The sequence below is a fragment of the Azospirillum sp. TSH20 genome (genome assembly GCF_003115935.1).
In the GTDB taxonomy this organism is placed as follows: domain Bacteria; phylum Pseudomonadota; class Alphaproteobacteria; order Azospirillales; family Azospirillaceae; genus Azospirillum.
In genome coordinates this window covers 58,701-84,463 of sequence record NZ_LGQU01000108.1, presented here as the reverse complement: position 1 = coordinate 84,463, position 25,763 = coordinate 58,701, and the positions used below count along the sequence as shown (strand labels likewise).

General features: G+C 69.7%; 22 protein-coding genes. 14 read left to right on the top strand and 8 right to left on the bottom strand.

Translation table 11 applies throughout. The features are described from left to right. Nucleotides 1-205: 205 nt before the first annotated feature. From TSH20_RS26080 to TSH20_RS26070, 3 genes are all read right to left on the bottom strand, one after another. Nucleotides 206-700 (bottom strand): hypothetical protein, encoded by a 495-nt coding sequence (locus TSH20_RS26080; protein ID WP_109156989.1) that lies wholly within the window; start codon nt 698-700, stop codon nt 206-208. Then, nucleotides 697-1,236 carry a hypothetical protein gene (locus TSH20_RS26075; RefSeq protein WP_109156990.1) on the bottom strand — a complete coding sequence of 180 codons (540 nt, stop codon included), beginning with the start codon at nt 1,234-1,236 and terminating at the stop codon, nt 697-699. Before TSH20_RS26075 ends, TSH20_RS26080 begins: the two co-directional genes overlap by 4 nt. 145 nt (nt 1,237-1,381) lie before the next feature. Further along, on the bottom strand, nt 1,382-2,419 hold the full coding sequence (locus tag TSH20_RS26070; RefSeq protein ID WP_109156991.1) for a DctP family TRAP transporter solute-binding subunit: 1,038 nt from the start codon (nt 2,417-2,419) through the stop codon (nt 1,382-1,384). Between the two features lie 53 nt (nt 2,420-2,472). On the opposite strand from TSH20_RS26070, the gene TSH20_RS26065 reads away from it, so the two are divergent. The 4 genes from TSH20_RS26065 (at nt 2,473) to TSH20_RS26050 (ending at nt 5,897) form a co-directional block, all read left to right on the top strand. Next, nucleotides 2,473-3,156 carry an OmpA family protein gene (locus TSH20_RS26065; RefSeq protein WP_109156992.1) on the top strand — a complete coding sequence of 228 codons (684 nt, stop codon included), beginning with the start codon at nt 2,473-2,475 and terminating at the stop codon, nt 3,154-3,156. Nucleotides 3,157-3,279: 123 nt separating this feature from the next. Continuing rightward, nucleotides 3,280-3,744 carry a cupin domain-containing protein gene (locus tag TSH20_RS26060; protein WP_109154454.1) on the top strand — a complete coding sequence of 155 codons (465 nt, stop codon included), beginning with the start codon at nt 3,280-3,282 and terminating at the stop codon, nt 3,742-3,744. 70 nt (nt 3,745-3,814) lie between these two features. Beyond that, nucleotides 3,815-4,945, top strand: a complete 1,131-nt coding sequence (lpxD, locus tag TSH20_RS26055; protein WP_109156993.1) for a UDP-3-O-(3-hydroxymyristoyl)glucosamine N-acyltransferase — start codon at nt 3,815-3,817, stop codon at nt 4,943-4,945. 175 nt (nt 4,946-5,120) lie between these two features. Continuing rightward, on the top strand, nt 5,121-5,897 hold the full coding sequence (locus tag TSH20_RS26050) for an RNA methyltransferase (RefSeq protein WP_109156994.1): 777 nt from the start codon (nt 5,121-5,123) through the stop codon (nt 5,895-5,897). Nucleotides 5,898-5,932: 35 nt separating this feature from the next. Here TSH20_RS26050 and TSH20_RS26045 read toward each other — a convergent pair whose 3' ends face one another. Next, a complete protein-coding gene (locus TSH20_RS26045; protein WP_109156995.1) occupies nt 5,933-7,327 on the bottom strand; it encodes a PQQ-dependent sugar dehydrogenase in 1,395 nt (464 codons plus the stop codon). 274 nt (nt 7,328-7,601) lie between these two features. Between TSH20_RS26045 and TSH20_RS26040 the strand changes: the two genes are divergently transcribed. The 6 genes from TSH20_RS26040 (at nt 7,602) to TSH20_RS26015 (ending at nt 17,157) form a co-directional block, all read left to right on the top strand. Next, nucleotides 7,602-11,489 (top strand): response regulator, encoded by a 3,888-nt coding sequence (locus TSH20_RS26040; RefSeq protein WP_109156996.1) that lies wholly within the window; start codon nt 7,602-7,604, stop codon nt 11,487-11,489. 8 nt (nt 11,490-11,497) lie between these two features. Beyond that, the gene (locus tag TSH20_RS26035; RefSeq protein ID WP_109156997.1) at nt 11,498-12,415 is read left to right on the top strand and encodes a PleD family two-component system response regulator; all 918 of its coding nucleotides are present in this window, start codon (nt 11,498-11,500) and stop codon (nt 12,413-12,415) included. Further along, nucleotides 12,412-13,620 (top strand): molybdopterin-binding protein, encoded by a 1,209-nt coding sequence (locus TSH20_RS26030; protein ID WP_109156998.1) that lies wholly within the window; start codon nt 12,412-12,414, stop codon nt 13,618-13,620. Before TSH20_RS26035 ends, TSH20_RS26030 begins: the two co-directional genes overlap by 4 nt. Nucleotides 13,621-13,660: 40 nt before the next feature. Continuing rightward, complete coding sequence (locus TSH20_RS26025; RefSeq protein WP_109156999.1) at nt 13,661-15,649, top strand: molybdopterin biosynthesis protein; 1,989 nt, start codon at nt 13,661-13,663, stop codon at nt 15,647-15,649. A gap of 250 nt (nt 15,650-15,899) precedes the next feature. Continuing rightward, a complete protein-coding gene (locus TSH20_RS26020) occupies nt 15,900-16,475 on the top strand; it encodes a sigma-70 family RNA polymerase sigma factor (RefSeq protein ID WP_109157046.1) in 576 nt (191 codons plus the stop codon). 10 nt (nt 16,476-16,485) lie between these two features. Further along, nucleotides 16,486-17,157 carry a ChrR family anti-sigma-E factor gene (locus TSH20_RS26015; RefSeq protein WP_247871500.1) on the top strand — a complete coding sequence of 224 codons (672 nt, stop codon included), beginning with the start codon at nt 16,486-16,488 and terminating at the stop codon, nt 17,155-17,157. 232 nt (nt 17,158-17,389) lie between these two features. Here the strand turns inward: TSH20_RS26015 and TSH20_RS26010 are convergent, their stop codons facing one another. The 3 genes from TSH20_RS26010 to cobS are packed head-to-tail and all read right to left on the bottom strand — an operon-like array spanning nt 17,390 to nt 19,417. Then, nucleotides 17,390-17,914: a pyridoxamine 5'-phosphate oxidase family protein gene (locus tag TSH20_RS26010; RefSeq protein ID WP_109157001.1), complete on the bottom strand. Its 525-nt coding sequence runs from the start codon at nt 17,912-17,914 to the stop codon at nt 17,390-17,392. 52 nt (nt 17,915-17,966) lie between these two features. After that, a complete protein-coding gene (locus TSH20_RS26005; protein ID WP_109157002.1) occupies nt 17,967-18,611 on the bottom strand; it encodes a histidine phosphatase family protein in 645 nt (214 codons plus the stop codon). Next, nucleotides 18,608-19,417, bottom strand: a complete 810-nt coding sequence (gene cobS, locus TSH20_RS26000; protein ID WP_109157003.1) for an adenosylcobinamide-GDP ribazoletransferase — start codon at nt 19,415-19,417, stop codon at nt 18,608-18,610. The genes TSH20_RS26005 and cobS overlap by 4 nt, the downstream gene beginning before the upstream one ends. A gap of 140 nt (nt 19,418-19,557) precedes the next feature. On the opposite strand from cobS, the gene def reads away from it, so the two are divergent. The 4 genes from def (at nt 19,558) to TSH20_RS25980 (ending at nt 24,798) form a co-directional block, all read left to right on the top strand. Continuing rightward, the gene (gene def / locus TSH20_RS25995) at nt 19,558-20,070 is read left to right on the top strand and encodes a peptide deformylase (RefSeq protein ID WP_109157004.1); all 513 of its coding nucleotides are present in this window, start codon (nt 19,558-19,560) and stop codon (nt 20,068-20,070) included. 32 nt (nt 20,071-20,102) lie between these two features. Beyond that, complete coding sequence (gene fmt, locus TSH20_RS25990; RefSeq protein WP_109157005.1) at nt 20,103-21,047, top strand: methionyl-tRNA formyltransferase; 945 nt, start codon at nt 20,103-20,105, stop codon at nt 21,045-21,047. A 5-nt stretch (nt 21,048-21,052) separates the two neighbouring features. Continuing rightward, a complete protein-coding gene (truA, locus tag TSH20_RS25985) occupies nt 21,053-21,790 on the top strand; it encodes a tRNA pseudouridine(38-40) synthase TruA (protein ID WP_109157006.1) in 738 nt (245 codons plus the stop codon). 530 nt (nt 21,791-22,320) lie between these two features. Continuing rightward, nucleotides 22,321-24,798 (top strand): PAS domain S-box protein, encoded by a 2,478-nt coding sequence (locus TSH20_RS25980; RefSeq protein ID WP_247874533.1) that lies wholly within the window; start codon nt 22,321-22,323, stop codon nt 24,796-24,798. 24 nt (nt 24,799-24,822) lie between these two features. On the opposite strand, the gene TSH20_RS25975 is transcribed toward TSH20_RS25980, so the two are convergent. Beyond that, nucleotides 24,823-25,728 carry a LysR family transcriptional regulator gene (locus tag TSH20_RS25975; RefSeq protein WP_109157008.1) on the bottom strand — a complete coding sequence of 302 codons (906 nt, stop codon included), beginning with the start codon at nt 25,726-25,728 and terminating at the stop codon, nt 24,823-24,825. Between the last annotated feature and the right edge of the window lie 35 nt (nt 25,729-25,763).

The following is a 25,763-nucleotide window of genomic DNA, read 5'->3' as shown; positions in this document are numbered from 1 at the left end:
GGTTGATGGGAAGGGGGGCGCTCTGGTGGGGCGCCCCTTTTTCTATTGGAGTTGTTGGCTTTTTGCCCCCTCTCTAACCCTCCCCCACCTTCGGTGGGAGAGGGAACTCCACCGCTCTCGCGCTTAACTCCCTCTCCCGCGTTAGCGGGGGAGGGTTGGGGAGGGGGCAATCGCCAGCCGACGACTCCCCAAACCGCGAATGCCCTCAGCCCTCCGGCAGCACCAGCGGGGCGGCGGGGGAGATGGCGAAGGCGGCGGGGGAGGGGTGGCGTTCGGCGATCCGTTTGCGCGCGTCCTCCGCACTCTCGGCGGCGACGGCGTAGGTGCGGACGCCCGTCCAAGGGGCGTTGGCATCCAGCGCCTCCACCGCGACATACCACAGCGGCCCGCCGGACCGGGCGACGCGGTCGACGCAATGGAACTCCATCGGCGCCAGGGCGGAATCGTCGGTTATGGCGGACTGCAGGGACAGGATCTCGCCCTCGACCTCCGCCACTTCGTGGCGCAGGCCGGCCAGCGTTTCCTCCGCCTCCACCCGGCGGACGGCGGCGAGCTTGGCGTAATTGGCGTAGACGTCCAGCCGCTCCTTCAGCGCAGCGAGCTTCTCCGACTGCCGGCGGGCGCGGATGCCGAGGATCCGTTCGCCCAGCATGCCGACGCCAAGGCTGGTCACCGCCCCCAGCAGCCAAACGACGGTCATGGCGCGACGGCTCCAGCAGCGGCCTCTTCGTGCGCACCCTGGCTGGAAACGGTCACGCCCACCCCGTCGTGGAAGATGTTGCGGGCCAGCATCTGGGCCGCGGCGAAATCGCCGGCCCAGACCTGCGCCTCGTTCTCGAAGCGCCAGATGGCGGGATGGACCACCGCCTTGGCATCAGGGCGGGCGGTGAAGCCGGACGCCATCGCCAGCCGGAAGACGAAGCGGTTGCGTCCTGGTTCCGGCCGGCCGATCCCGTGGATGAAGCGGCGCGTGGTGGCGGCGCGCTTGCCGCCGCGGCGGTTGAGGATCAGTTTTTCGGTCGACAGCTCGACCAGCTTCGCCTTCATCGCCCCGATCTCTGCCTGCATGGCTTCAAGCTCGTTGGTCTGGCCTTCCAGGGAATCGCGTTCGGCGGCCAGGGTGGCGCCGCAGCGGCGGATCTGCCGGTCGGCCCGCAGGATCAAGGCACGGCGGATGCCCAGGAACAACAGAGTGGCGCCGATGCAGAACAGCGCCAGCAGCATCTCCGACGTCATAGGCGCCCGCTCCGCAAACCTTCCGGCAAGTTGAGTGAGTTGTAGCGCAATCCGTGCGGACACGCATCACAAGCAAGTGCTTCGCGGCCACGAAAAACGGCGCCCCGAAGGGCGCCGTCATTCCGTACACCAGCGAAGGTGAGGATCACTTCCGCGCGGCGATGGCGGATTGCGCCGCCTTCACCAGATCGGGGCCGATCTGCTTGGTCCACTTGTCGAAGACCGGCTGGGTGGCGGTCTGGAAGGCCTTCTGCTCCTCCGGCGTCAGGCGCACCACCTCGACGCCCTGGGCGGTGATCTCCTTCAGCAGGCTGTCGTCCTCGGCGGTGATGCCCTTGCGGGAGAGTGCCACCTCTTCCGCCGCGGCCTGCACGGCGGCGGCGCGCACCGCCTCCTGGTCTTCCTTCGACCAGCTGGCCCAGACGTCCTTGTTGACGACGAAGATCAGCGGGTCGGCGACATAGCCCCACAGGGTCAGGTTCTTCTGCCCCAGCGTGGCGAGCTTGGCGGCGACGAAGATGGCCAGCGGGTTCTCCTGCCCATCGACGGCGCCGGTGGACAGCGCCGGCTGCGCGTCGGCCCAGCTCATCTGCGTCGGGTTGGCGCCCAGCGCGGTGAAGGTGTCGAGATAGAGCGGCGAGCCGACAACGCGGATCTTCATCCCCTTCAGGTCGGCCGGCTTGCGGATCGGGTGCTTGGAGTTGGAGATCTCGCGGAAGCCGTTCTCGCCCCAGGCCAGCGGCACCACGTCCTTGGTGGCGAGCAGGTCGAACAGCGTCTTGCCCACCTCGCCCTGGGTCAGGGCGTCCAGCGCCTTGTGGTCGGGCATCAGGAAGGGCAGGGAGAAGAGGTTCAGCTCCTTCACCTGCGGCGACCAGTTGATGGTGGAGCCGACCGCCATGTCGATGGTGCCCTGGCGGAGCGCGGTGAATTCCTTCGTCTGGTCGCCGTTCACCAGCGAGGTGCCGGGATACATCTTGATGTTGATGCGGCCGCCGGTCTTCTCCTTGACCAGTTCGGCCCAGCGGTCACCGCCGACACCCCAGGGGAAGGGCTTGCCCAGAACGGTGGAAAGCTTGTACTCCGCCTTGTAGTCGGCAGCGTTCGCCGCACCGGCAACCAAGGCCGGAACCGTCAGCGCGGCCAGCGCGATGCCGGCGAGCAGAGCCTTCAGCGATTTCATGCTTGTTTCCTCCCAAGCGCCCTATACGAAAGATACGGACCGGGATCGTACAGATGCACGCAGGACTGTTCCACGAGCAATTTGACACGACCGTCCGCAGTCCGAACAATGCGGCCATGCGGCTCGGCCTGCTGTTCGGAGCTTGCGTCTGGCTGGTCCTGCCGGTCGGGGCGGTCGCCCAGGGGTTGCCGAACCCGGCGATGCCGATGGGGCCGAATCCCAGCGAGTGCGAGATTCAGGCGGCGCTGCTCGGCACCACCGGCCCCAATTGCCCGCCGGTGGCGATGCAGCGCCCCGCCGCCCCGCCGCCGGCCACTCCCCCGGCTTCACCGCCGACCGGGCGGCCGGCGCCGGTGACGGTGCCGCCTTTGCCCGGGCCGACGGCGATGCCGGCGCCGGAGCTGCGCGCCGCCTTCCGGGTGGAGTTCGATTTCAACTCCGCCCGCATCCGGCCGGAATCGCGGGCGATCCTCGACAAGGTGGCAACGGTGATGGCGGCGGCCGGCAACACCCGCTTCCGCATCGTCGGCCACACCGACGCCGTCGGCGGCGACGTGGCGAACCTTGCCCTGTCCAAGAAGCGGGCGGCGGCGGTGGTCGAATATCTGGTGTCCAAGCACCACATCCGCCGCGACCGGCTGGAGGCATCGGGCATGGGCGCGCGGGAACTGCTGCTGCCCGATCAGCCGAAAGCGGCGGCCAACCGGCGGGTGGAGATCGTCAATCTGGGCGGTTGATTTTTCTTACCCCCGTTTTTTCGCACCTGAAGGAACCTTTGGCGGTGTGAGGTGTTGCGCAGAGGCGCCGACGGGCCGTGGCCCTGTGCGCACCGACCCTCCACCCTCCAACCGGGAGAGCCGATGCCCGACCACACCCCCATTCCCATCGACAGCCGCCGCATCGCCGACGACGAGGTCGGCAAGCCGGCGGTCTTCGGCGCCATCCTGTCCGGCCAGCCGCTGGAGATTCACCGCAACATCTTCGAAGGCGACTATAGCCGCTTCCGGTCGGGGGTGTGGCAGTGCACGCCGGGCCTCGTCGCCATGAAGGACTGGCCGTACCACGAGTTCTGCGTCCTGCTGTCGGGCCGGGTCATCATCACGCCGGAGGGCGGGGTCCCGCGGGAATACAAGGCCGGCGACGCGCTGGTGCTGCCGATGGGCTTCACCGGCACCTGGGAAATCCTGGAGACGGTGCGCAAATACTATGCGGTGCAGGCGCGCCAGCCGCTGATGCGTCGGGTGAAGGAGCGGGTGAAAGGCTGGCTGCGGCCCGGCGCCAAGGGCGGTCGGACCACCGATGCGCAGGCCGGGGCCGCGTTCTGACACCTCGCCATCCGCCGGACGCCCGTGTTAGGGTCCGCCCCCGTGCAAGACCCTGACACCGGTGCGTTCCATGACCCAGGCTCCCCGTACCCTCACCGAGATCGCCGCAGCGCTGGGCGCCGTGGTCGAAGGCGACGGCTCCCTCACCATCCGCCGCGCCGTCCACCCGTCGGAAGCGGAGGGGCCGGAGGATCTGGCGCTGGCGATGGACAAGGACCTGATGGCCCTGCTGCCCGGCAGCAAGGCGGTCGCCGCCGTGGTCGCCGAAGGGGTCGAGGTTCCGGACACGATCAAGGGCCGCATCGTGGTGAAGCGTCCGCGCTATGCCATGGCCGGGATGCTCGACATCTTCGAAAAGCCGGTCCATGCCGAACCGGGCGTGTCGCCGCAGGCCTATGTGGCACCCGACGCCGTGGTGGCGCCCGATGCCTCGATCGCCCCCTTCGCCTATGTCGGTCCGCGCGCCCGCATCGGTGCCGGGGTCATCATCCTGCCGCACGTCACCGTCGGCGCCGACGCGGTGATCGGCGAGGGCTGCCTGCTGCATCCCGGCGCCCGCATCGGCGAGCGGGTGGAGATGGGCGCCCGCTGCATCATCCATCCCAATGCCGCGGTCGGCAATGACGGCTTCAGCTTCGTCACGCCGGAGCCGGGCAGCGTTGAATCGGCCAAGACCACCGGCCGCGTCGTCGGCACCAACGTGCTGATCCGCCGGGTGAACTCCATCGGCACGGTGATCCTCGGCGACGATGTCGAAATCGGCGCCGGCGCCACCATCGACCGCGGCACGGTGACGGCCACCCGCATCGGCAACGGCACCAAGATCGACAACCTCGTCCAGATCGGCCACAACGTCCAGGTCGGCACCAACTGCATGCTGTGCGGCCATGTCGGCATCGCCGGCAGCACGGTGATCGGCGACCGCGTGGTGCTGGCCGGCAAGGTCGGCGTCGCCGACCATGTGAAGATCGGCAGCGACGCGGTGGTGGCCGCCAATTCCGGCGTCGGCATGGACATTCCGCCGAAGTCGGTGTGGATGGGCTATCCCGCCGTGCCGCGCGCCCGTGCCTTCGAACAATACAAGGGCCTCGCCCGCCTCAAGCGCCTGTACGCCGACGTCTCCGACCTGAAGAAGCGCTTGACCGCCATCGACGGCGGCCCGGTGAAGGTCGAGGCGGAGCCGGCGGAGCAGCAGGAATAGGGGGAGTTAGACCCCCACCCTAACCCTCCCCCGCTGGGCGGGGGAGGGGACTGCCGCCGAACCCCGACAAAGCTCCTGTCCCCCTCCCCCGCATCGGACGGACCTTCGGTCCGCCGAGAGCGGGGGAGGGTCGGGGTGGGGGCAAGTGATTGCCACTCGAACCACAATCGTTCCCATGACCTCCGGCCAGAACCCCACCCGTGAGTCCATCCTTGGCGGCCCGGCCGTCATCCTGGTGCAGCCGCAGCTCGGCGAGAACATCGGCGCCTGCGCGCGCGCGATGCTGAATTGCGGGCTGACCGACCTCCGCCTCGTCAAGCCGCGCGATGGCTGGCCGAACCCGAAGGCCAGTGCCGCGGCCTCTGGCGCCGATCTCGTCATCGACAACGCGAAGATCTTCGAGACGACGGCCGAGGCGGTCGCCGACCTGGAGGCGGTCTATGCCACCACGGTGCGCACCCGCGACATGATCCAGCGTTTCGTCACCCCGCGCGTCGCGGCGGGCGAGATGCGGGAACGCTATGCCGCCGGGCAGAAGGTCGGCGTGATGTTCGGGCCGGAGCGCACCGGGCTTTTCAACGACGACCTGACCTTCGCCCAGACGCTGGTGACCGTTCCGCTGAACCCGGCCTTCTCCTCGCTCAATCTGGCGCAGGCGGTGCTGCTGATCGGCTACGAGTGGTTCCAGGCCGGCGACCGCACGCCCGACCGCTTCCTGCACACCGGCCAGACCCGCCCGGCGACGATGGCGGAGCGGGTGAACTTCTTCGAACGGCTGGAGGCGGCGCTGGACCGCACCGGCTTCTTCACCAGCGAGGAGAAGCGCCCCTCGATGGTCCGCACGCTCCGCAACGCCTTCGAGCGGATGGAGATGACCGAGCAGGAGGTGCGCACCTTCCACGGCGTCGTCGCCGCCCTGGTCCAGGGCAGCCGGCGGAAAGACGAGAGCTGAGGGACGGGGGCTGCTGAGCGGTCAGCGCCCAACAGTTAGCGCTTGGGGCCCGCCGCTGGCTCCTTCTCCGTTTCCTTGTCCGCCGCGGCGTAGGCGACGCGCCAGACCGTGCCGGAGGCGTCCTCGGCGATCAGCAGGGCGCCGTCGGCGGTCACCGCCAAACCGCTCGGCCGGCCCCAGACCTTCGGTGTCTCGTCGCCCTCGGCGGCGCTTCCGGTGGCGGTGCCGGCGGGGCTGGTCACGCGAAAGCCGGTGACGAAGGTCTCATAGGTGCCGGTCGGCTTGCTCTTGTCGAAGGGCGCGGTGTCGAAGGGCACGAAGGCGACGGCATAGCCGGTGGGGCGGGACCGGTTCCAGGACCCGTGCAGCGAGACGAAGGCGCCCATGCGGTAGCGTTCCGGGAAATGGGTGGCGTCGCCGAAGACCAGCCCGATCGGCGCCGAATGCGCCTGGAACAGCAGACCCGGCACCAGCGCCGCCTTCACCAGATCGGGCCGCCGTTCGGCGAGGTCCGGCTGCGGGTTGTCGCCGATGTAGGAATAGGGCCAGCCATAGAAGCCACCCGGCTTCACCATGGTCAGGAAATCGGGCACCAGCTGGTCGCCCAGCCCGTCGCGCTCGTTCACCACGGCATAGAGGTCGCCGGTGCCGGGCTTGAAGGCAAGGCCGACCGGGTTGCGCAGGCCGGCGGCATAGGTGCGCTGGCCGCTGCCGTCCATGCGGAATTCCTGGATGGTGGCGCGCGGTTCCGCCTCCACCCCGATGTTCGATTCCGATCCGATGCCGACATAGAAATGCCGTCCGTCGGGGGCCACCGCGATGGAGCGCGTGTTGTGGCCGCTGCGCCGGCCGAAGGCGCCCTCGGCCGTCAGCCGCCGCCGTTCCCCCGCCTGGACGGTCCCGGCGGTCCAGGGCAGGCGCCACACCCCCGCAAGATCGCCGACCAGCACCGCACCGTCATGAAAGGCGAGGCCGAAGGGATGGTCGAAGCCGTCGGCCCAGACCTGGGCCATCTCCGCCCGGCCGTCGCCGTCGGCATCGCGCAGCAGCGTCAGGCTGCCCGGCCGCTGCTGCGCCACCAGCACGTCGCCGTTGGGCAGGACCAGCAGGTTGCGGGCATTCTCCACATGGTCGCGGAACAGGGTGACGGTGAAACCGCGCGGGGCGCGCAGCGGCTGGTCCGCGGGACGCGGCACCTGCACCGCCTGGTTGGCGACGGCGGGGGTTGCGTAGGGCTTCGGCAGCGTTTCGATCCGCACATGCACCTCGGCGCCGACCGTCTGCATCGGGTCGGAGCGCACCGGGCCGGTCATCGCCGCCTGGGCCAGGGCGGTCGCCGGCAGCATGGACTGGGCGAGGGCGGAACCGGCGGCCAGCGCGAGCAGGCCGACCAGAAGAGGCTTGAGCGACGGGGCAGGGCGGTCGGCCATCGGACGGGCGCTTTCACGGCGAAACGGAGGATCGGATAACGAAGGATCGGACGGGGGATGAGACAAATGTCGGACGTGACTATGGGGACGATGCCGCAGACCGCGCGCAAAGGCAGGCGGTGCAAGGGAGGCTGTACCGGAGGGGTCCCCCGCAAGCGCCGGGTGTCGCCAACGCCATCGTTGCACCCATCAAGTTGCTTGCGGTCGCAGCCGGCGCAAGACCATACTCCGACCGATCTAGGCGGAAGGGCCGGCGGGCGGCGATGATTCGGCAATGATGGACAGACACGGGATCGACGCTGCGGTTCTCACGCTATCGCCCACGCGGACCCGCCTGCTGCTGGCCGCCGCCTTCGCCCTGATCGCGCTGATGGGCGCCGGCTTCTGGGGCTATGTCGTCTGGGCCGACCGGGAAGAGACCCTGCGCCACAGCCGGGAGCAGGCCCAATCCACCGCCCGCCTGCTGCAGGAGCATGTGCGGCGAACAGTCGCAACCGCCGACCTCGCCATCGGCCGTACGCAGGATCTGATCCATCATCACGGCATGGCCGGCCTGGACACCAACCGCGAGGCCTGGATCACCATCCGCGACATGGTGGAGAACCTGCCGGAGATCGCGGCGCTGTGGGTGCATGGCCCGACCGGCGACAACATCCTGTCCAGCCGCCAGTTCCCGGCGCCGACCGGCAACGCGTCCAACCGCACCTATTTCCAGGCCCACCGGAACGGTGCCGATTTCCATGTCGGTGAGCGGATCACCGGCCGCCTGACCGGTGCCCAGTCCTTCACCGTCAGCCGGTCCATCCTGCAGGACGGCCGATTCCTGGGCGTCATCCACGCCAACATCGAGATCGATTACTATCGGATGCTGTTCGAGGGGCTGGATCTCGGCCACGGATCGGCGATCGCACTCTACCGCACAGACGGCAAGCCGGTGCTGCGTTTCCCCTCCACCGAACCGCTGGATGGGCCGGAAGGGCCGACGGTGCTGCGCCACGCGGCGGAGGCCGCGACCGAGGTCTTCGAGGTGGACGGGCCGGCGGGCCGGCGCATCCTGTCCTACCAGCGGGTGCCGACCCTGCCGTTGGTCGTCTTCGTCGCCTTGTCGGAGCGGACGGAGCTGGCGCCCTGGCGGGAGCGGACGGTCCGCGGCAGCATCCTGGTCGGGCTGGCGGTGCTGGCCTGCGCCGGGCTGGCCTATGCCGCGCTGCGCAGCCTGGAACGCGAGGTCGCCGGCCGCCGGGAACTGGCCGATACCAACGCCGAGCTGGACGCCAAGAAGCGCGAGCTGGAGACCGCCAACGAGGCCTTCGCCAGCGCCAACCGCCGGCTGAACCTGATCCTGCATTCGGCGTCCGACAGCATCTGCGGCGTCGACCGCGACGGGCTGATCACCTTCGCCAATCCCGCCACCTCCGCGCTGACCGGCTATGCCAACGAGGAGCTGCTGGGCGGCAATCTGCATCTGCTGATCCATTCCCGCCGCGCCGACGGCAGCCATTTCCCGGCGCTGGAATGCCCGGTGACCGAGGTGCTGCTGAGCGGGGAGAGCCGCCGCGGACTGGAGGACACCTATTGGACCAAGGCCGGCACGCCGTTCCTGGTCGAATACACCGCTTCGCCCATGCTGGCCGACGGCAAGGTGGAAGGTGCCGTGGTGGTCTTCCACGAGATCGCCGAGCGCAAGCGGGCGGAGGCGGCGATGCAGCGCGCCCGTCTGGCGGCGGAGGCGGCGAGCCGCGCCAAGAGCGAGTTCCTGGCCAACATGAGCCACGAGATCCGCACGCCGATGAACGCGATCCTCGGGCTGATCCACCTGCTGCAGCAGACGGAGCTGACCGCCCGGCAGGCGGACTATGTGCAGAAGGTGCGGGTTTCGGCGCAATCGCTGCTGGGCATCCTGAACGACATCCTCGACTTCTCCAAGGTGGAGGCCGGCAAGCTGGAGCTTGAGCGGGTCGATTTCCGCCTGGACGACCTCTTGCAGACGCTGGCGGTGATCGTCGGGTCGGCCGCGCAGGAGAAGGACATCGACGTCCTGTTCTCCGTGGCGCCGGACGTGCCGCTGGATCTGATCGGCGATCCGCTGCGCCTTCAGCAAATCCTGATCAACCTGACCGGCAACGCCATCAAGTTCACCGAGGCCGGCGAGGTGGTGGTGTCGGTCCGGGTGCGGTCGCTGAGCGACGCGCGCGCCGTGCTGGACTTCGCCGTGCGTGACACCGGCATCGGCATCGCGCCGGAGCAGCGCGAGCGGCTGTTCCAGGCCTTCAGCCAGGGCGACAGCTCCACCACGCGGCGCTTCGGCGGCACCGGTCTGGGGCTGGCGATCTGCGCGCGGCTGGTCCGGCTGATGAACGGCGCCATGGATGTGGAGAGCGAACCCGGCAAGGGCAGCGTCTTCCGCTTCCAGGCGGAATTCGGCCTCCAGCGCGGCGCGGCGGGACGGCCCGTCCTGCCGTTGCGGCCGGTGCCGCGCGACCTGGCGGTGCTGGTGGTCGACGACAACCCCACCGCGCGCGAAGTGCTGGGCGAGATCGCGACCGCCTTCGGCTGGACCGTCAGCGCCTGCTGCGACGGGCAGTCCGCCATCGCCGAGCTGGAGCGCGCCGCCGCCGCCGGCCATGCCTATGACGTGGTGCTGATGGACTGGAAGATGCCGGGGATGGACGGCATCGAGGCGGCGCGCCGCATCCGCGCCGACGCCGAGTCCGGCACGCCGATGATCATCGTCATCAGCGGCTATGGCCGCGAGCGGCTGGGCAGCCGGTTCGAGGAGGCCGGGATCTCCGGTTTCCTGGTGAAGCCGGTCACCGCCTCCACCCTGCTCGACGCCGTCACGGTCGCCTACGCCCAAAGTGGCCAGTCCGACGCCGGTCTCCGCCTGCCGGTCCCGGTCCCGGCGCCTGCCGGGGAGCAGGGTGCCGGATCGCCGGGCGGCGGCCTGTGGGGGCCGGTCTGGGATGCCAGCCGGGCGCTGCATGGCCGCCGCCTGCTGCTGGCCGACGACAACGCCATCAGTCGGCAGGTGGCGTGGGAGATCCTCGAACGCGCCGGGGCGAGCGTCACCACGGCCGGCACCGGACGGCAGGCGGTGGAGTGCGTGCGGAGCGCGGAGCAGCCCTTCGACGCCGTGCTGCTGGACGTGCAGATGCCGGACATGGACGGCTTCGCGGCCACGGCGGCGATTCGTGCGCTGCCGGGCGGACGGCAACTGCCGATCATCGCCATGACCGCGAGCGCCCTGCCGGCCGATCGGCAGCGCTGCCTCGACAATGGAATAGACGCCCATGTGCCGAAGCCGCTCGACCTGCCGCAGCTGTTCGCCACGCTGGCCCGCTGGATCGGCCCGCCGCTGGTGGCGGTCCGGCCCTCCACGCCATGCGGTGCCGGGCCGATCCCGCCCCGGGGGGAAGCCATGCTGACGGCCGCCGGCGCCTCCGCATCGGGCCTCGCCGCCACGTCGCCCGCGCCGGCCGGCCGCCCGACCGGACAAGGGGCCGGCCAAGGGACCAATCTGCCCGATGAGCTGCCGGGCATCGACCTTGCCGACGCGCTCAACCGGCTGGACGGCGACGCCGGCCTGTTCCGCCGCTTCATCGGCCAGTTCGCCGGGAGCTATGGCGATGTCGTCGAACGGATCGCCGGGGCGCTGGAGGGCGGCGACCTGTCGGCGGCGAAATCCATCGCGCATGAATTGAAGAGCGTCGCCGGCAACGTCGGTGCCCGCCGCCTGTCGGAGTCCGCCGATGCGGTGCAGATCGCGGCCCAGCGCGGGGACGCCGCGGCGGTGGCGGCCGAGGTGCCGGTGTTGCGCGCCGAACTGGCGCTGGTGCTGGACAGCGCACGCCGCCTCGCGGCGGAGGGCGTCGGCGGAGAGGCGGCGGACGGAGGGACGGGAGAACCGGCCACGCCCGCCCGGTCGGCGGAAAGCCGGCGGCTGCTGGCCGGGCAACTCCCGCAATTCGCAACTTTGTTGCAGGACAGCAACTTCGCAGCGGCGGAAGAGTTCGCTATGCTGGCGCCGTTGCTGACGGACTGGGTAGAGCCTTCGACGATGAAGGGGCTGTCCGCCGCCATCGACGCTCTGGACTTCACCAAGGCGCTTGGGATTGTGCAGCGGATCGCACGCGACCTCGGCCTTTCGTTACCGACGGTCTGAACGCGCCCATGGCCGATCCCCGCCCTAAAATACTGGTGGTTGACGACATCCCGTCCAACGTCCATGTGCTCAGTCGCATCCTGAAGGATGATTACGACATCTATTTCGCCACCGACGGCGAAAAGGCGCTGGATCTGGTCCAGTCGCGGATGCCCGACCTCGTCCTGCTGGACATCATGATGCCGGGGATGGACGGGTTCGAGGTGTGCCGCCGCATCAAGGACGATCCCACCACCCACGACATCCCCGTCATCTTCATTTCCGCCAAGAGCGAGGTGGAGGACGAGACGCGCGGGCTGGAGGTTGGCGCCATCGACTTCATCACCAAGCCGATCAGCCCGCCCATCGTGAAGGCGCGGGTGCGCAACCACCTGCTGCTGAAACGGCAGACCGACCTGCTGCGCAGCCTGTCCTTCCTCGACGGGTTGACCGGCATCGCCAACCGCCGCCGCTTCGACGAGGCGATGGCGCGCGAATGGCGGCGCTGCGCCCGGTCGCACCTGCCGCTGTCGCTCGTCATCCTCGATGTCGACCATTTCAAGGCCTACAACGACCAGTACGGCCATCAGACCGGCGACGAATGTCTGCGCATCGTGGCCGAGGTGCTGGCGGAGCGGGCAAGGCGGCCGAGCGACCTTGTCGCCCGCTATGGTGGGGAGGAGTTCGTCTGCCTGCTGCCGGAGACAGACGGCCCCGGCGCCACCCGCGTGGCCGAGGGGTTCCGGGCCGGCGTCGCCGAGCGCCGCATCCCGCATGCGCAGTCGCCGGTCGCCCCCTTCGTCACCATCAGCCTGGGCGTCGCCACCGTGATCCCGTCCGCCGAGAGCAGCCCTGAAGAGCTGGCGGAGATGGCCGACCAGCTGCTCTACCGCGCCAAGCGCACCGGCCGGAACCGCGTGCAGGACGCCACGGTGCCGGCGCTGTGACCGCCCCGCCTCCTCCAACGCCTTTCCATGACGTCCGCAGTCGCGGCTTCGCCCGCCGCGTGCCGCTGACGGACGCCTGGAATTGGGTCGATGCCCGGGTTGCCCCGCCGCCTGCAAGGACTTTGCCCCTGGCGGAGTGTGCCGGGCTGCGGCTGGCCGATGCGGTCGCGGCGACGGGCGACTGGCCGCCGGCCGACCGGGCGGCGGTGGATGGCTTTGCCGTGGCGGCGGCCGACACGCTGGGGGCCGGCTCCTACAACCCGGTGCCGCTGACGGCTGCAGTGGCGGTGAGCGCCGGCGATCCGCTGCCGCCGGGCTGCGACGCGGTGATCCCGTTCGAGGCGGCGCAGGCCGTCGGCCCCTTCATCGAGGCGATCGACGCGGTGGCGCCCGGCAGCGGGGTGGAGCGGCGCGGCGCCTGGACCGTGGCCGGAAGTCCGCTGCTGCCGGCCGGACGGCGCCTGCGTGCCGGCGATCTCGGCCTGCTCGCCGCCATCGGTCATGGGGTCGGCCATGGGGCCGGTCATGGAATGGTGGCGGTCCTGCCGGCGCCGCAAGTGCGCATCCTGATTGCCGGCGGACCCAAGGCCGGCGCCCCGGAGCAGCTCGGCGCGATGCTGGCGGCGCTGGTTGGGCGCGACGGCGGTGTGGTCGTGGCGGTCGAGGAACTGCCGGCCGACCTCGACGCCCTGGCCGAGGCCTTTGCCCGGCCGGGCGCCGACCTGATCCTGTCGGCCGGACGCACAGGCACCGGTCCCGACGACGTGGCGCCATCCGCCCTGGCGCAGGCCGGCAGCCTCGACCTGCACGGCATCGCCATGCGGCCGGGCGGCAGCGCCGGGCTCGGGCTTGGCGGCGGGCTTGGGGGCGGCGTCCCGGTCCTGCTGCTGCCGGGCGAGCCGATGGCGGCGCTGGCCGCCTATGAGCTGCTGGCCGGACGCGCGGTGCGGCGTGCCGCCGGCTTGCCGGCCGTTCTGCCCCATGCGACGGTCGAGGCGGTGACTGCGCGCAAGCTGGTGTCGGAGATCGGCAGCTTCGACCTGCACCGGGTGCGGCTGGACGATGACGGCAGGGTGGAGCCGGTGGCCTCGCCCGGCTGGCCGGGACTGGCGGCGGCGGCGCGGGCCGACGGCTTCGTCCTGATCGGGGCGGACAGCGAAGGCGTGCCGGACGGCGCTGCAGTCATTATGTATCGTTTCGCCTGATCTTCTTCCGCCCTGATCTTCTTCCGTAAGGGTTTGCCGCGTGCACAGCTCCGACCGCAGCCGTGAGGACATCCGCCGTTTCGTCGCCCAGGCCGCCCGCCAGGACCAGTTCCTGGAGGTGGTCAGCGGGGAGGAGGCGCGTGCCCGTTTCCACCGCCACCTCGCCCTGTCGCCGCGGGGGGAGGAGCGGGTGCCGCTGTCCGCCGCATTGGGTCGCGTGCTGTCCGCCGATGTGGTGGCGGAGGTGGACGTCCCCGGCTTCGACCGCTCGGTGGTCGACGGCTTCGCCGTGCGCGCTGCCGACACGGTGGGCGCGGCGGAGGATCGTCCGGTCGCCCTGCGCCTGAACGACGAGGTGCTGGCGGCCGGCCATGCCCCCGAACTGACGGTGGAGCCCGGCACCGCCACCGTGATCGCCACCGGCGGCATGCTGCCGCGGGGCGCCGACGCCGTGGTGATGGTGGAGACGACCGAGGCGGTGGAGCGGCCCGACGGCCTGTTCGTCACGCTGACCCGCCCGGCGACCCCCGGCGCCTTCGTCGCCGCCGCCGGCTCCGACATCGGCCGGGGCGAGGTGGTGCTGCGCCGGGGCCAGTCGCTCACCTCGCGCGAGATCGGCGTGCTGGCCGCCATCGGACTGGCCGAGGTGCCGGTGGTGCGCCGGCCGCGCGTCGCCATCCTGTCGACCGGCGACGAGATCGTGGCGCCGGGCCAGCCGATCCGCACCGGGGCGGTCTATGACAGCAACGGCGCCATCCTGGCCGCCGCGGTTTCCGAACTGGGCGGCGAGCCGGTGCCGCTGGGCATCGCCCCGGACGAGGACGCGGCGCTGGAACGGCTGGTCGCCCAGGGGCTGGAGTGCGACGCGCTGCTGCTGTCGGGCGGCACGTCGAAGGGGGCGGGAGACCGCTCCCACCGCATCGTCGCGCAGCTGTCCGATCCCGGCATCGTCGCCCATGGCGTGGCGCTGAAGCCGGGCAAGCCGCTGTGCCTCGCGGTGACCGGCGGCAAGCCGGTGGTGATCCTGCCGGGCTTCCCGACCTCGGCCATGTTCACCTTCCACAGCTTCGTGGCGCCGGTGATCCGCGCCATGGCCGGCCTGCCGCCGGCGCTTGCCGAAGAGGTGCCGGCCACCCTGCCGGTGCGGCTGGGGTCGGAACGCGGGCGCACGGAATATGTCATGGTCTCGCTGGTCCATGGGGCCGGTGGGGGCGCCAACGAGGACGAGCTGGTCGCCTATCCGCTGTCCAAGGGATCGGGCGCGGTCACCGCCTTCAGCCATGCCGACGGCTTCCTGGCCATCGACGCCCAGGCGGAGGCGGTGGAGGCCGGCACGCCGGTGTCGGTCCAACTGCTCGGCCGCTCGCTGGCTCCCGCCGACCTGATCGTGGTCGGCAGCCAGTGCATCGGGCTGAACGCCGTGCTCGGCCGGCTGATCGGCGAGGGAATGACGGTCAAGGCGCTGAATGTCGGCTCGATGGGCGGGCTTGCGGCGGCGCGGCGCGGGGAGTGCGACATCGCCCCGGTCCATCTGATGGACCCGGCCACCGGCGCCTACAACACGCCCTTCCTGGCGCCGGGGCTGGACCTCGTCACCGGCTACCGCCGCATGCAGGGCATCGTCTTCCGCCGCGGCGACCCGCGGTTCGAGGGCAGGACGGCGGCGGAGGCGGTGGCCGCGGTCGCCGGTCTGGCCGACTGCATCCTGATCAACCGGAATGCCGGCAGCGGCACCCGCATCCTGACCGACCGGCTGCTGGGGCCGGCGCGGCCGACCGGCTATTGGACGCAGGCCAAGTCGCACAATGCCGTTGCCGTCGCGGTGGCGCAGAACCGCGCCGACTGGGGCGTCGCCATCGAAACCGCGGCGAACCTCTATGGGCTGGGCTTCCTGCCGCTGCAGGAGGAGCATTACGACTTCGTCATTCCCGCCGCCCGCCGCGACCGCCCGGCCGTCCGCCGTTTCGTCGAGGCGCTGGAGACGCCGGAGGTGGCGGAGGCCCTGCGCGCGATGGGGTTCATGCGATAGAGTCTGACCAAATCGTCCGGCAAATCCGAACAAAATGCCCCAGGTCGGGTTTTTTCGTGATCCAACGGTCGGGCGGTTGCGTACCGAAGGTCACGATGCGACATAAAGCCCGGCGAGACTGCCGGTGGGGTGCAGGGCAAAGTGCAGGATTGACGCAGCGGCCTTGAAAAAGGGGGGCGCTGCCGCGAATTCCGGGGATGGGTGCCATCCCCGGCTTGTGCGGCGGCCGATGTTCCCCTTGAATGGGACCATGCAGGACCAGCACACCCCCGCGGCCGACACGGCCCCCAGCCTGGAAACCCTGCTCGTCGCCGTCGGGCGCGAGCGGGACAAACAGGCGTTCGGGGTGCTGTTCGGCCACTTCGCGCCGCGGCTGAAGACGTATCTGCGCCGGTTGGGATGCGATTCCGGTGCGGCGGAAGAGCTTGTTCAGGAGGTCATGCTGTTGGTCTGGCGTCGTGCCGAAACCTATGATCCGAGTCACGCCTCGGCCGGCACCTGGGTGTTCACCATCGCCCGCAACAAGCGAATCGATGTGTTGCGCCGCGAACAGCGGCCGGAGATCGACCCCGACGATCCCGCCCTGGTGCCCGAACCCGACGAGGCCGCCGACCGCCGGATCGAGGCGAAGGAAAGCAGCGGGCGCCTGCGCGCCGCGCTGAAGGACCTGCCGCAGGAACAGGCCGAGCTTCTGCGCATGGCTTATTTCGAAGACAAGCCGCACAGCGTCATTTCCGCGGAGAACGGCATCCCGCTCGGCACCGTCAAATCGCGCCTGCGTCTGGCGATGGAACGCCTGCGCCGGTCGCTGAAGGATGTCGGATGAGGCATTTCCGATGAACCGGCCGAGCCACCACCCCGGCGACACCCTGCTGATCGACTATGCCGGCGGCGCCCTGTGCGAAGGCGCCTCGCTGGCCGTTGCCACCCACATGGCCTTCTGCCCGGCTTGCCGCCACGCGGTGGCGGAGATGGAGGCGATCGGCGGTGCCCTGCTGGACGATCTGGAGCCGGAACCGCTGTCCGACGGCTGCCTGGAAGCGCTGATGGCCCGCCTGGACCACGAGCGGCCGGCGCCCTGCCGCCCGGCGGTAAAGCCGTCGCCTGAGAAGTCGCGTTATCCGGAGCCGTTGCGCAGCTATCTGCGCGGGCGGCTCGACCGCGACGGGCGGATCGGGGAGGGTGGCTGGCGTTTCCTTCAGCCGGGCATGCGCTGCATGGATTTGCTGTCGGGTCCGAACGGGACGACACGGCTGATCCGCATGAAGGGCGGGGTCGGCGTACCGCAGCACACCCATGGCGGGATCGAGTTGACCGTGGTGCTGGAGGGTGGCTTCTCCGACGAGTTCGGCGCGTTTCTGCCCGGCGATCTCGCCATCGGCGACCCGTCGCTGGTCCACCGGCCGGTGTCGGACCCGGAAGGCTGCCTGTGCCTCGCCACCACCATCGGCGGGCTGAGGCTGACGGGGCCGTTGGGGCGGTGGTTCAACCGGTTCGTGAAGTTCTGAGAATTTGCGATTGCTGCTGAGAGGCGCCTGAAGTTTGAAGCGCTTTGCGTCGGATTCATCGTGACCGCTTCTCGACCGTCATTCCCGCGAAGGCGGGAATCCAGCCGATGCCGAAGCCTGGACGCGGAGCCGCCTGGATCCCCGCCTTCGCGGGGATCACGGCTGATAAGAGCCTCTGGAAAATCATAAGATTTGAGGGTTGATGGGCGCCGGAGCGCCCATCGCACGCGCCTTATTGAAACGCGATCTTCGCGTTGTCGCCGGGATTGGGCGACTGGCCGGTCAGCTTCGCCTTCACATAGCCATAGGCGTAGACCATGGTGCTCGACGGGCTGTCCCAGTATTCGGCCTGATCGACCGACACCTTCAGCAGCGCCACCTCGGGGTCGTCCGGACCCTTGGGGAACCAGGTGCTCATGATGTCGCGCCACAGGAATCGGATCTTGTCACGGTCGCGCACCACTTCGGCGACGCCGGAGACGGACACGTAATCCTGCTTGTCGGGGTTGGCGTAGGCGAGATTGACGCGCCAGTGGCGGTCGATCTCATCCACCTTTTCGGAATGGGCGCGGGTGAAGAACCATAAGGTTCCGTCTTCGAACCCCGCATGGGACAGCGTCGCCATCGGACGGGAGTTCATCCGGCCGTTGTCGTCCAGCGTCGTCATCATCGCGACCTGGACGCCCTTCATCATTTCCCAGAGCTTCTTCACTTCGCCCTGGTCCGGATTGTGGCCGGCGGTGGTGCTATGGACCATGGTCTGCCTCTCGTTCGGTAGCCCAACGGAGACTGGGGAACGCCCGCCGCGGTCAGAAAGTTCCGACCTGCTGATTCACTCCCCCGACAGACCAGGATCCTGTCCCGGCGTGGTAGTGGTCGATCCGGGTCAGCGACCAGGGGTCGATCCGCAGCCGCAATGCCGCCTCCGGCGTGAGATCCAGCGCCAGCGCCAGCGCGCCCCGGATGCTGCCGGCGTGAATCACCGCAACCAAATCGCGTCCGGCATGGTGATCGGTCAGCCGCCGCAATGCCGCCGCCGTGCGCTCCATCACCGTGGCGAAGCTCTCGCCGCCGGGTGGGGCGTGGCGGGCCGGGTTGCGCCAGAAGCGGGCCGCCGCCTCGGCGTCGCGAAGGGCCGCAGTGTCGTGGCTGATGCCCTCCCACTCGCCGAAATCCTGCTCGGCCAGCGCCGGCTCGACGACGGCGGTGTCGGCGAGGCGTGGGTTGCGGCTCCACAGCGCCTGGGCGGTCTGGCGGCTGCGGCGCAGCGGGCTGGTCAGCCACAGGGCGTCGGCGGGGAGGCTGGCCGCGAGGGACGCCGCGGCGGCACGGTTGCCGGTGTCGGCCTCGCGGTCGCTCGCCCCACAGATCACGTTGTGCGGGTTGTGGACCGGCGCATGGCGGATCAGCCACCAGCGGGTGACGGTCAGGGGGGTGAGGCTCACCGCGCTCATGCAACGGCTCCGATAAACGCCGACAGGGTCAGCAGCACCGCGGCCTCCGCCACCTGCTGCGCGGCGCCGAAGACGTCGCCGGTGTGCCCGCCGATCTGCCGCCGGCCCAGCATCGCCACCACGATCACCGCCAGAAGCGAGGCCGCCAATGCCGGCAAGGCCAGCCCGCCGAGGGCAGCCGCCGCAATCGCGATACCGGACGCGAGCGCCAGCAGCACCGTCGCCATCGCCGGCCGGCCCTGTGCCGCCGCCAGCCCGTCGCGCCGCGCCGGCGACAGGACGCGCGCCATCGCCGCCAGCCCGCAGCGCGACAGGGCGCCCGCCGCCGCCAGCCCTGCTACCGCCGCCGGCACCGGCAGGGCGGCCAGCGCCGCCGCACGGATGCCGATGGAGAAGATGAGCGCCAGCACACCATAGCTGCCGACCCGGCTGTCGCGCATGATCTCCAGCTTGCGCGCCACGTCGCGCCCGCCGCCGAAGCCGTCGGCGACGTCGGCCGCACCATCCTCGTGCAGCCCGCCGGTCAGCCGCACCGTCGCCGCCAGCGCCAGCAGCGCCCCGGCAAGCGGCGGCAGGTGCAGCGTAGCGGCAGCGGCGAACACCGCTCCGCCGGCCAGCCCGACCAGCGCGCCGACCAGCGGAAACCACCCCATCGCCCGCGCCGGCGCGCCCTCGGCCAGCGGGCCGTTGAGCGGACCCAGGGGCGGGAAGGGCAGGCGGGTCAGGAACACCAGCGCCAGGGCGGCGTCCTGGGTCCAGCGCGGGGAGGGGGAGGGGGCGGTGGTCGCGTCAGGCATGATCGGCATCGACTACGCCCAACCGGCGTCCGGCGCAACCCTGCTCGGCGGGTGGTTCCGCACCGTTCGTACAGGTCCGGTTCCTTGACCAGAACACTCGGTCCGCCTACTTTGTCCGTTTGAACTCCCCCTACCAGCATCGAGCACCCATGGCCCGTCTTCCGATCCTCGTCGCCCCGCATCCGATCCTGAAGCGCAAGGCGCAACCCGTCGCCGAAGTGGATGCGCGCGTCGTCAAGCTGATGGACGACATGGTTGAGACCATGTACGACGCCAACGGCATCGGTCTGGCCGCCCCGCAGGTCGGCGTGCTCGACCGCGTCATCGTCGTCGACGTCCACGAGAAGGGCGAGCCGGCGAACCCGATGCGCCTCGCCAACCCGGAAATCGTCTGGTCGTCCGACGAGAAGTCGGTGTGCGAGGAGGGCTGCCTGTCGGTGCCGGAGCAGTATGCCGAGGTCACCCGTCCCCAGCGCATCCGCGTCCGCTATCTGGACGAAAAGAACCAGCAGCAGGAGATCGAGGCCGACGGCATGCTCGCCACCTGCATCCAGCATGAGATCGACCATCTGAACGGCGTTCTGTTCGTCGATTACCTGTCGATGCTGAAGCGGAACATTCTGCTGAAGAAGGTCCAGAAGATGCAGAAGGCGACGGCCTGACCGGCCCAAAAACAGAACTGCGATTTGATCCGATGACCCCGCTCCGTCTCGTCTTCATGGGCACGCCGGATTTCGCCGTGCCCAGCCTTGCCGCGCTGATCGAGGCGGGGCATCAGGTCGTCTGCGCCTACAGCCAGCCGCCGCGCCCAGCCGGCCGTGGCCAGCAGGTGCAGAAGTCACCCGTCCACCGCTTCGCCGAGGAGCACGGCATCCCCGTCCGCACGCCCAAGAGCCTGCGCAATGCCGAGGCCCAGGCGGAGTTTGCGGCCCTTGAGGCCGATGCGGCGGTGGTCGCCGCCTATGGCCTGATCCTGCCGCAGCCGATCCTGGACGCGCCGCGGCTGGGCTGCGTCAACGTGCATGGCTCGCTGCTGCCGCGCTGGCGCGGGGCGGCGCCGATCCAGCGCTCCATCCTGGCCGGCGATGCCGAGACCGGGATCACCATCATGCAGATGGACATCGGGCTCGACACCGGGGCCATGTTGTCGAAAGAGGCGGTGGCGATCACCCCCGCCACCACCGCCAGCAGCCTGCATGACGAACTGGCGGCGCTCGGCGCCCGCATGATCGTCCCGGCGCTGAAGGGGCTCGCCGCGGGCACGCTGGCCGCCGTGCCGCAGCCGGAAGAGGGCGTCACCTACGCCGCCAAGTTGACGCGCGAGGATGGCCGGCTCGACTGGACCAAGTCCGCCGCTTATGTCGAGCGGCAGGTCCGGGCGCTGACGCCGTGGCCCGGCTGCTGGTTCGATGCCGCGAATGGCGAGCGCATCAAGGTGCTGGCGGCAGAACCCGCGACCGGCACCGGCACGCCCGGCACCTTGCTGGACGATCGGCTGACGGTCGCCTGCGCCGACGGGGCGGTGCGGCTGGTCAAGGTGCAGCGGCCGGGCAAGGCGCCGGTGGATGGCGCCGCCTTCCTGCGCGGCTTCGCGCTGGCGGTCGGGCAGCCGGTCTCCGCCGAAGCTGTTGCGGACTGACCGCCGTGCAGCGCTGGAAACTGACTGTCGAGTATGACGGCCGCCCCTTCGTCGGCTGGCAACGCCAGGACAACGGCCCCTCCGTCCAGCAGAGCCTGGAGGAGGCGGTGCAGCGCCTGTCGGGCGAGGTGGTGCGCGTCCATGGCTCCGGCCGCACCGACGCCGGTGTGCATGCGCTGGGACAGGTCTGCCATTTCGACCTGGAGAAGCCCTTCACCGGCCTGAAGCTGCGCGACGCCCTGAACTTCCACCTGAAACCGGCCCCCATTGCGGTGCTGGAGGTGGAGGCGGTTGCTGAGGACTTCCACGCCCGGCTGACCTCGACCGGCCGCGCCTATATCTATCGCATCGTCAACCGCCGGGCGCCGCTGGCGCTCGACGCCGGCCGGGCGTGGCACGTCACCCGCCCGCTGGATGCGGAGGCGATGCACGCGGCGGCGCAAGTGCTGGTCGGTCAGCATGATTTCACCAGCTTCCGCGCCGCGCTGTGTCAGGCGAAGTCGCCGGTGAAGACGCTCGACCGCCTGGATGTGGAGCGCCAGGGCGAGGAAATCCGCGTCCATGCCGCCGCGCGCTCCTTCCTGCACCATCAGGTCCGCAACATGGTGGGCACGCTGGAACTGGTCGGTGCCGGCAAATGGACCCCCGCCGACGTGCGTCGCGCGCTGGAAGCCCGCGACCGCGCCAAGGCCGGGCCGACCTGCCCGCCGGACGGGCTGTATTTCATGGCGGCGCGTTACTAAAGACATAGTAACTACGACCTAGAAATACTGAAAAAAGCTATCGCAGGATTTGCAGCAAAATTGTTCCCACTGAGCAGGGACTGATATATGAAATCCTTCTGAAAACGCTTTGATTTTGAGGTGCGTCCTCTTGGCGTCCTTGCTGAAAATAGCCGAGAATTAGCTTTTGCTTTTCCGGAAAATTGAGGGCTTGGATTGAGTATGATTTGCCAGGGGTGACGGCATCTGCAGGCGGATGTGGAAGGAAGATCTGCAAGAATGTCATTTTGCAACCCTCGGATCAGTGTCTTGCTGCTTTCGGTTGCCAAACCTGAAGTTCGCAAGCTCAAGGATTTGGGGGGTGGCGCCAAGCAAAGCGCTTGCCCCGCCGATGTCCGATCGCCGACCTGGATCGGATGATGCAGCCGCCATCAAGTAGGCTCCATCCTCAGCCGCCGCGATCACGGCGGCTGAGGACCTGGCTCATCCTGCTGGTTACGGCCGTGGCCGTGCCCCTCGTCCTTTTTTCGGGGTTCCTGCTCGTTCGGAACGTGACGGCCCAAGTCAGGGAAACCGAGCGGCTGGTCCGTGACAGGGCGCGCCTGCTGGCCGAGGACATTGACCGGGAGGTGGCGCGGCTCGTCGCCGCAGCCGAGGTCCTTGCCACCTCCGAAAGTCTGGCGGTGGGCGATTTTGCCACCTTCCACCGGAGCGCCGCCGCAGTGAGGGACCGCCTCGGGACCAACGTGGTCCTGCGCGACTTGGCAAACCAGCAGATCGTCAACAGCCGCGTGCCCTGGGGAACGCCCCTGCCCGCGAACTCCGGCCTGGTCGCCGACCAGCGGGCGATCGCGACGCGGAAGCCGCAGGTGTCCGGCCTGATCATGGGCGGTGTGACGCGTGCACCGCTGCTGATCGTCGTGGTGCCGGTGATCCGTGACGGGGATGTCCGCCTTCTGTTGAGCCTGACCATCACCCAGGAGCGGCTCCAGACGATCGTCGCTCCCGAGCGCCTTCCCGGCGGCTGGCGGGCTGGGGTGGTCGACGAGGACGGAACCGTCATCGCCCGCTCGCATCAGGCCGAACGATTCGTCGGTCAGTCGCTGCCGGCGGATATGTGGGCCGGGATGCGCGACGCGCCGGAGGGGATTCATCGCGCGATCAATCTGGAAGGGATGTCCACCTTTCAGGCCTACAGCCGCTCCGCGACGGCCGGCTGGGTGGTCGCCACCAGCGTTCCCGAATCGCTGTTGGCGGCGCCTGCGCGTGAGACGCTGCTGCTGTTCGTCGGTGGCGGGCTCGTCCTCTTCCTGATCGGCATCGCCGCCGCCATCGGATTGGGGCGCCGCCTGATGCGCCCGGTGGCGCAACTGGCCGAGGCTGCGGAAGCATTGGCGGCAGGGCGTCTGCCGCCTGCCGACGCCGGAGGCGTTCTGGAGATCGACGCGGTCGTCAAAGCGATCCGGAATGCGGCGGGCCTGATCCAGCAGCGCGAAGCGGATTTGGCCGAGAGCGAGGCCCGACACCGCGCGATGGTCCAGACCGCGGCGGACGCCATGGTGGTCGTCGACGACGCCGGCATCATCCAGTCGTTCAACCCGGCGGCGGAGGGCATCTTCGGCTATCAGGCGGAGGAAGCGATCGGGCGGACCGTCAGAATTCTGATGCCGGAACCGTGCCACTCCGCGGGCGATGTCGACGTCGTTGCCTGCCTGTCGACGGCCGAGTGGCGGGGCCATGGGACCGGCCGCGACCTGATGGGGCGGCGCAAGGACGGCACGACATTCCCGATCGAACTGGCCATCGCCGAATGGACCTCCGGCAAGCGGCGCTATTTCAGCGGAATCATCCGCGACATCACCGAACGCAAGTCTGCCGAGGATGCCCTGCGCGCGTCGAAGGCCGAAGCGGACCGCGCCAATGTCGCCAAGTCGAAGTTCCTCGCCGCCGCCAGCCATGATCTGCGCCAGCCGGTCCAGGCCATGATGCTGTTCCAGAGCGCGTTGGCGGAGCGGCTCGACGGACATCCGGCCTCCCGCCTGCTGAAGCCGCTGGGCGAGGCGATGGGAGGCTTGCGGATGCTGCTCGACAGCCTGCTCGACGTGTCCAGGCTCGATGCCGGACTGATCGTGCCGACGCCGGTGGATATGCCGGTCGGGCTGCTCCTGGAGCGGCTTGGCGCCGAATACCAGCCCCAGGCCGCGGCCAAGGGGCTGCGCCTGCGGGTTGTCCCCAGCGGTGCGACCATCCGCAGCGACCCGGCATTGCTGGAGCGCATCCTGCGCAACCTCATCGAGAACGCATTGCGCTATACGGAACGTGGCGGTGTGCTGATCGGATGCCGGCGGCAGGGCGGCAACCTGCATATCGACGTGATCGATACCGGCATCGGCATCCAACCCGACAAGCATGAGGAGATCTTCGAGGAGTTCTTCCAGGTCGGCAATCCGGAGCGCGACCGCAACAAGGGCCTGGGGCTGGGATTGGCGGTGGTACGACGCCTCGCCCGGCTGCTCGGTCACCGGATCGAACTCCGCTCGTTGCCGGGGGGCGGCTCGATGTTCCGCGTCGAGGTGCCGGTGGTGGCCCTGTCTTCGTCCGGCTCCGGCAAGCCGAACAATGTGCACCCCGTGAATGGGCATCCAGTGAATGGGCATCCCAGCCTGATCCTGGTGATCGATGACGAGCCTCTGGTGCGGAAGGGACTGCAGGCGATGCTGGAGAGCTGGGGCTATCGGGTGCTGACCGCCGGTTCCATCCAGGATGCCGTCCTGCTTGTCGAGAGCGGCAAATGGCCGGACGCCATCCTCGCCGATTACCGGCTGCGGAGCGGCGAAACCGGCCTGAATGCGATCAAGGCGGTGTGCGAACGCCTGGATGTGCCGGTGCCCGCAACGGTCATCACCGGCGATACCGCGCCTGAACGCCTGGTCGAGGTGCGGGCCGGCGGGCATGCGCTGCTCCACAAGCCGGTCGCGGCCACCGATCTGCGGAACGCCGTCGTGGAGATGTTGTCCGTCGTGGAGTAACGCCCGTCTGTGCACTGATGGGGGTCATGGGGCTCCCGGCGGCTGCGGCTGACAGCCGGTGCGCCCCGCCAGCCGCTCCTTCTCCGCGGTGAACACCGTCACCAGATGCTCGATCACCGCCCGCACCCGCGGCACCTCGCGGCGGTCACGGTGGACCAGCAGCCAGGCCTCGCGGGTTAATGGTGGGCCGGACAGCGGGCGGCGCTCCAGCCCCGGCACGCCGTCCGCCAGCATGCAGGGCAGGAAGGCGATGCCGAAGCCGGCGACCGCCGCCGCAAGCTGCCCCTGCACGCTGTTGGTGCGGAAGGCGATGCGCCGGCCGCCGCCATGGCGGTCCAGCCACAGCGCCTCCGGCAGTTCGGCCATCGACTCGTCATAGGCGATCAGCGTGTCGGGCGCCTCCGGTGCGGCGTAGAGCCCATAGCCCAGCGTCGCCAGCCGCCGCCCGACCAGATCGCCGCGCTGCGGCCGGGCCAGCCGGATCGCCAGATCGGCCTCCCGCCGGGCGAGGCTGAGGGTGCGGTTGTCGACGATGATCTCCAGGTTCAGCGCCGGGTTTGCCGCACGCAGCGGCCCCAGGCGGGGGATCAGGAAGACGTCGGCCAGCGCCTGGGTCATCGTCAGCCGGACGGTGCCGCTGAGGCCGCCGTCGTCGCCCTCGCGGCGGCGGATCGCCTGCGCCCGCTCGTCCATCGCCTCGGCCAGGGCGCGGACGCTCTCACCCTCCGTCGTCAGGACATAGCCGTCGGGGCGGCGCTCCATCAGGCTGCGGCCGAGCGTCGCTTCCAACGCAGCCAGCCGGCGCCCGACCGTGGCGTGGCTCAGCCGCAGACTACGCGCCGCCGCTGACAGGCTGCCGGCGCGGGCCAGTTCCAGGAAGACGCGCAAATCGTCCCAATCGAGCGGGCCTGTGAATTTCTGAACAGTCATCGTGCAAGGATAGCGGATGGCTGCGCATCGGTGAA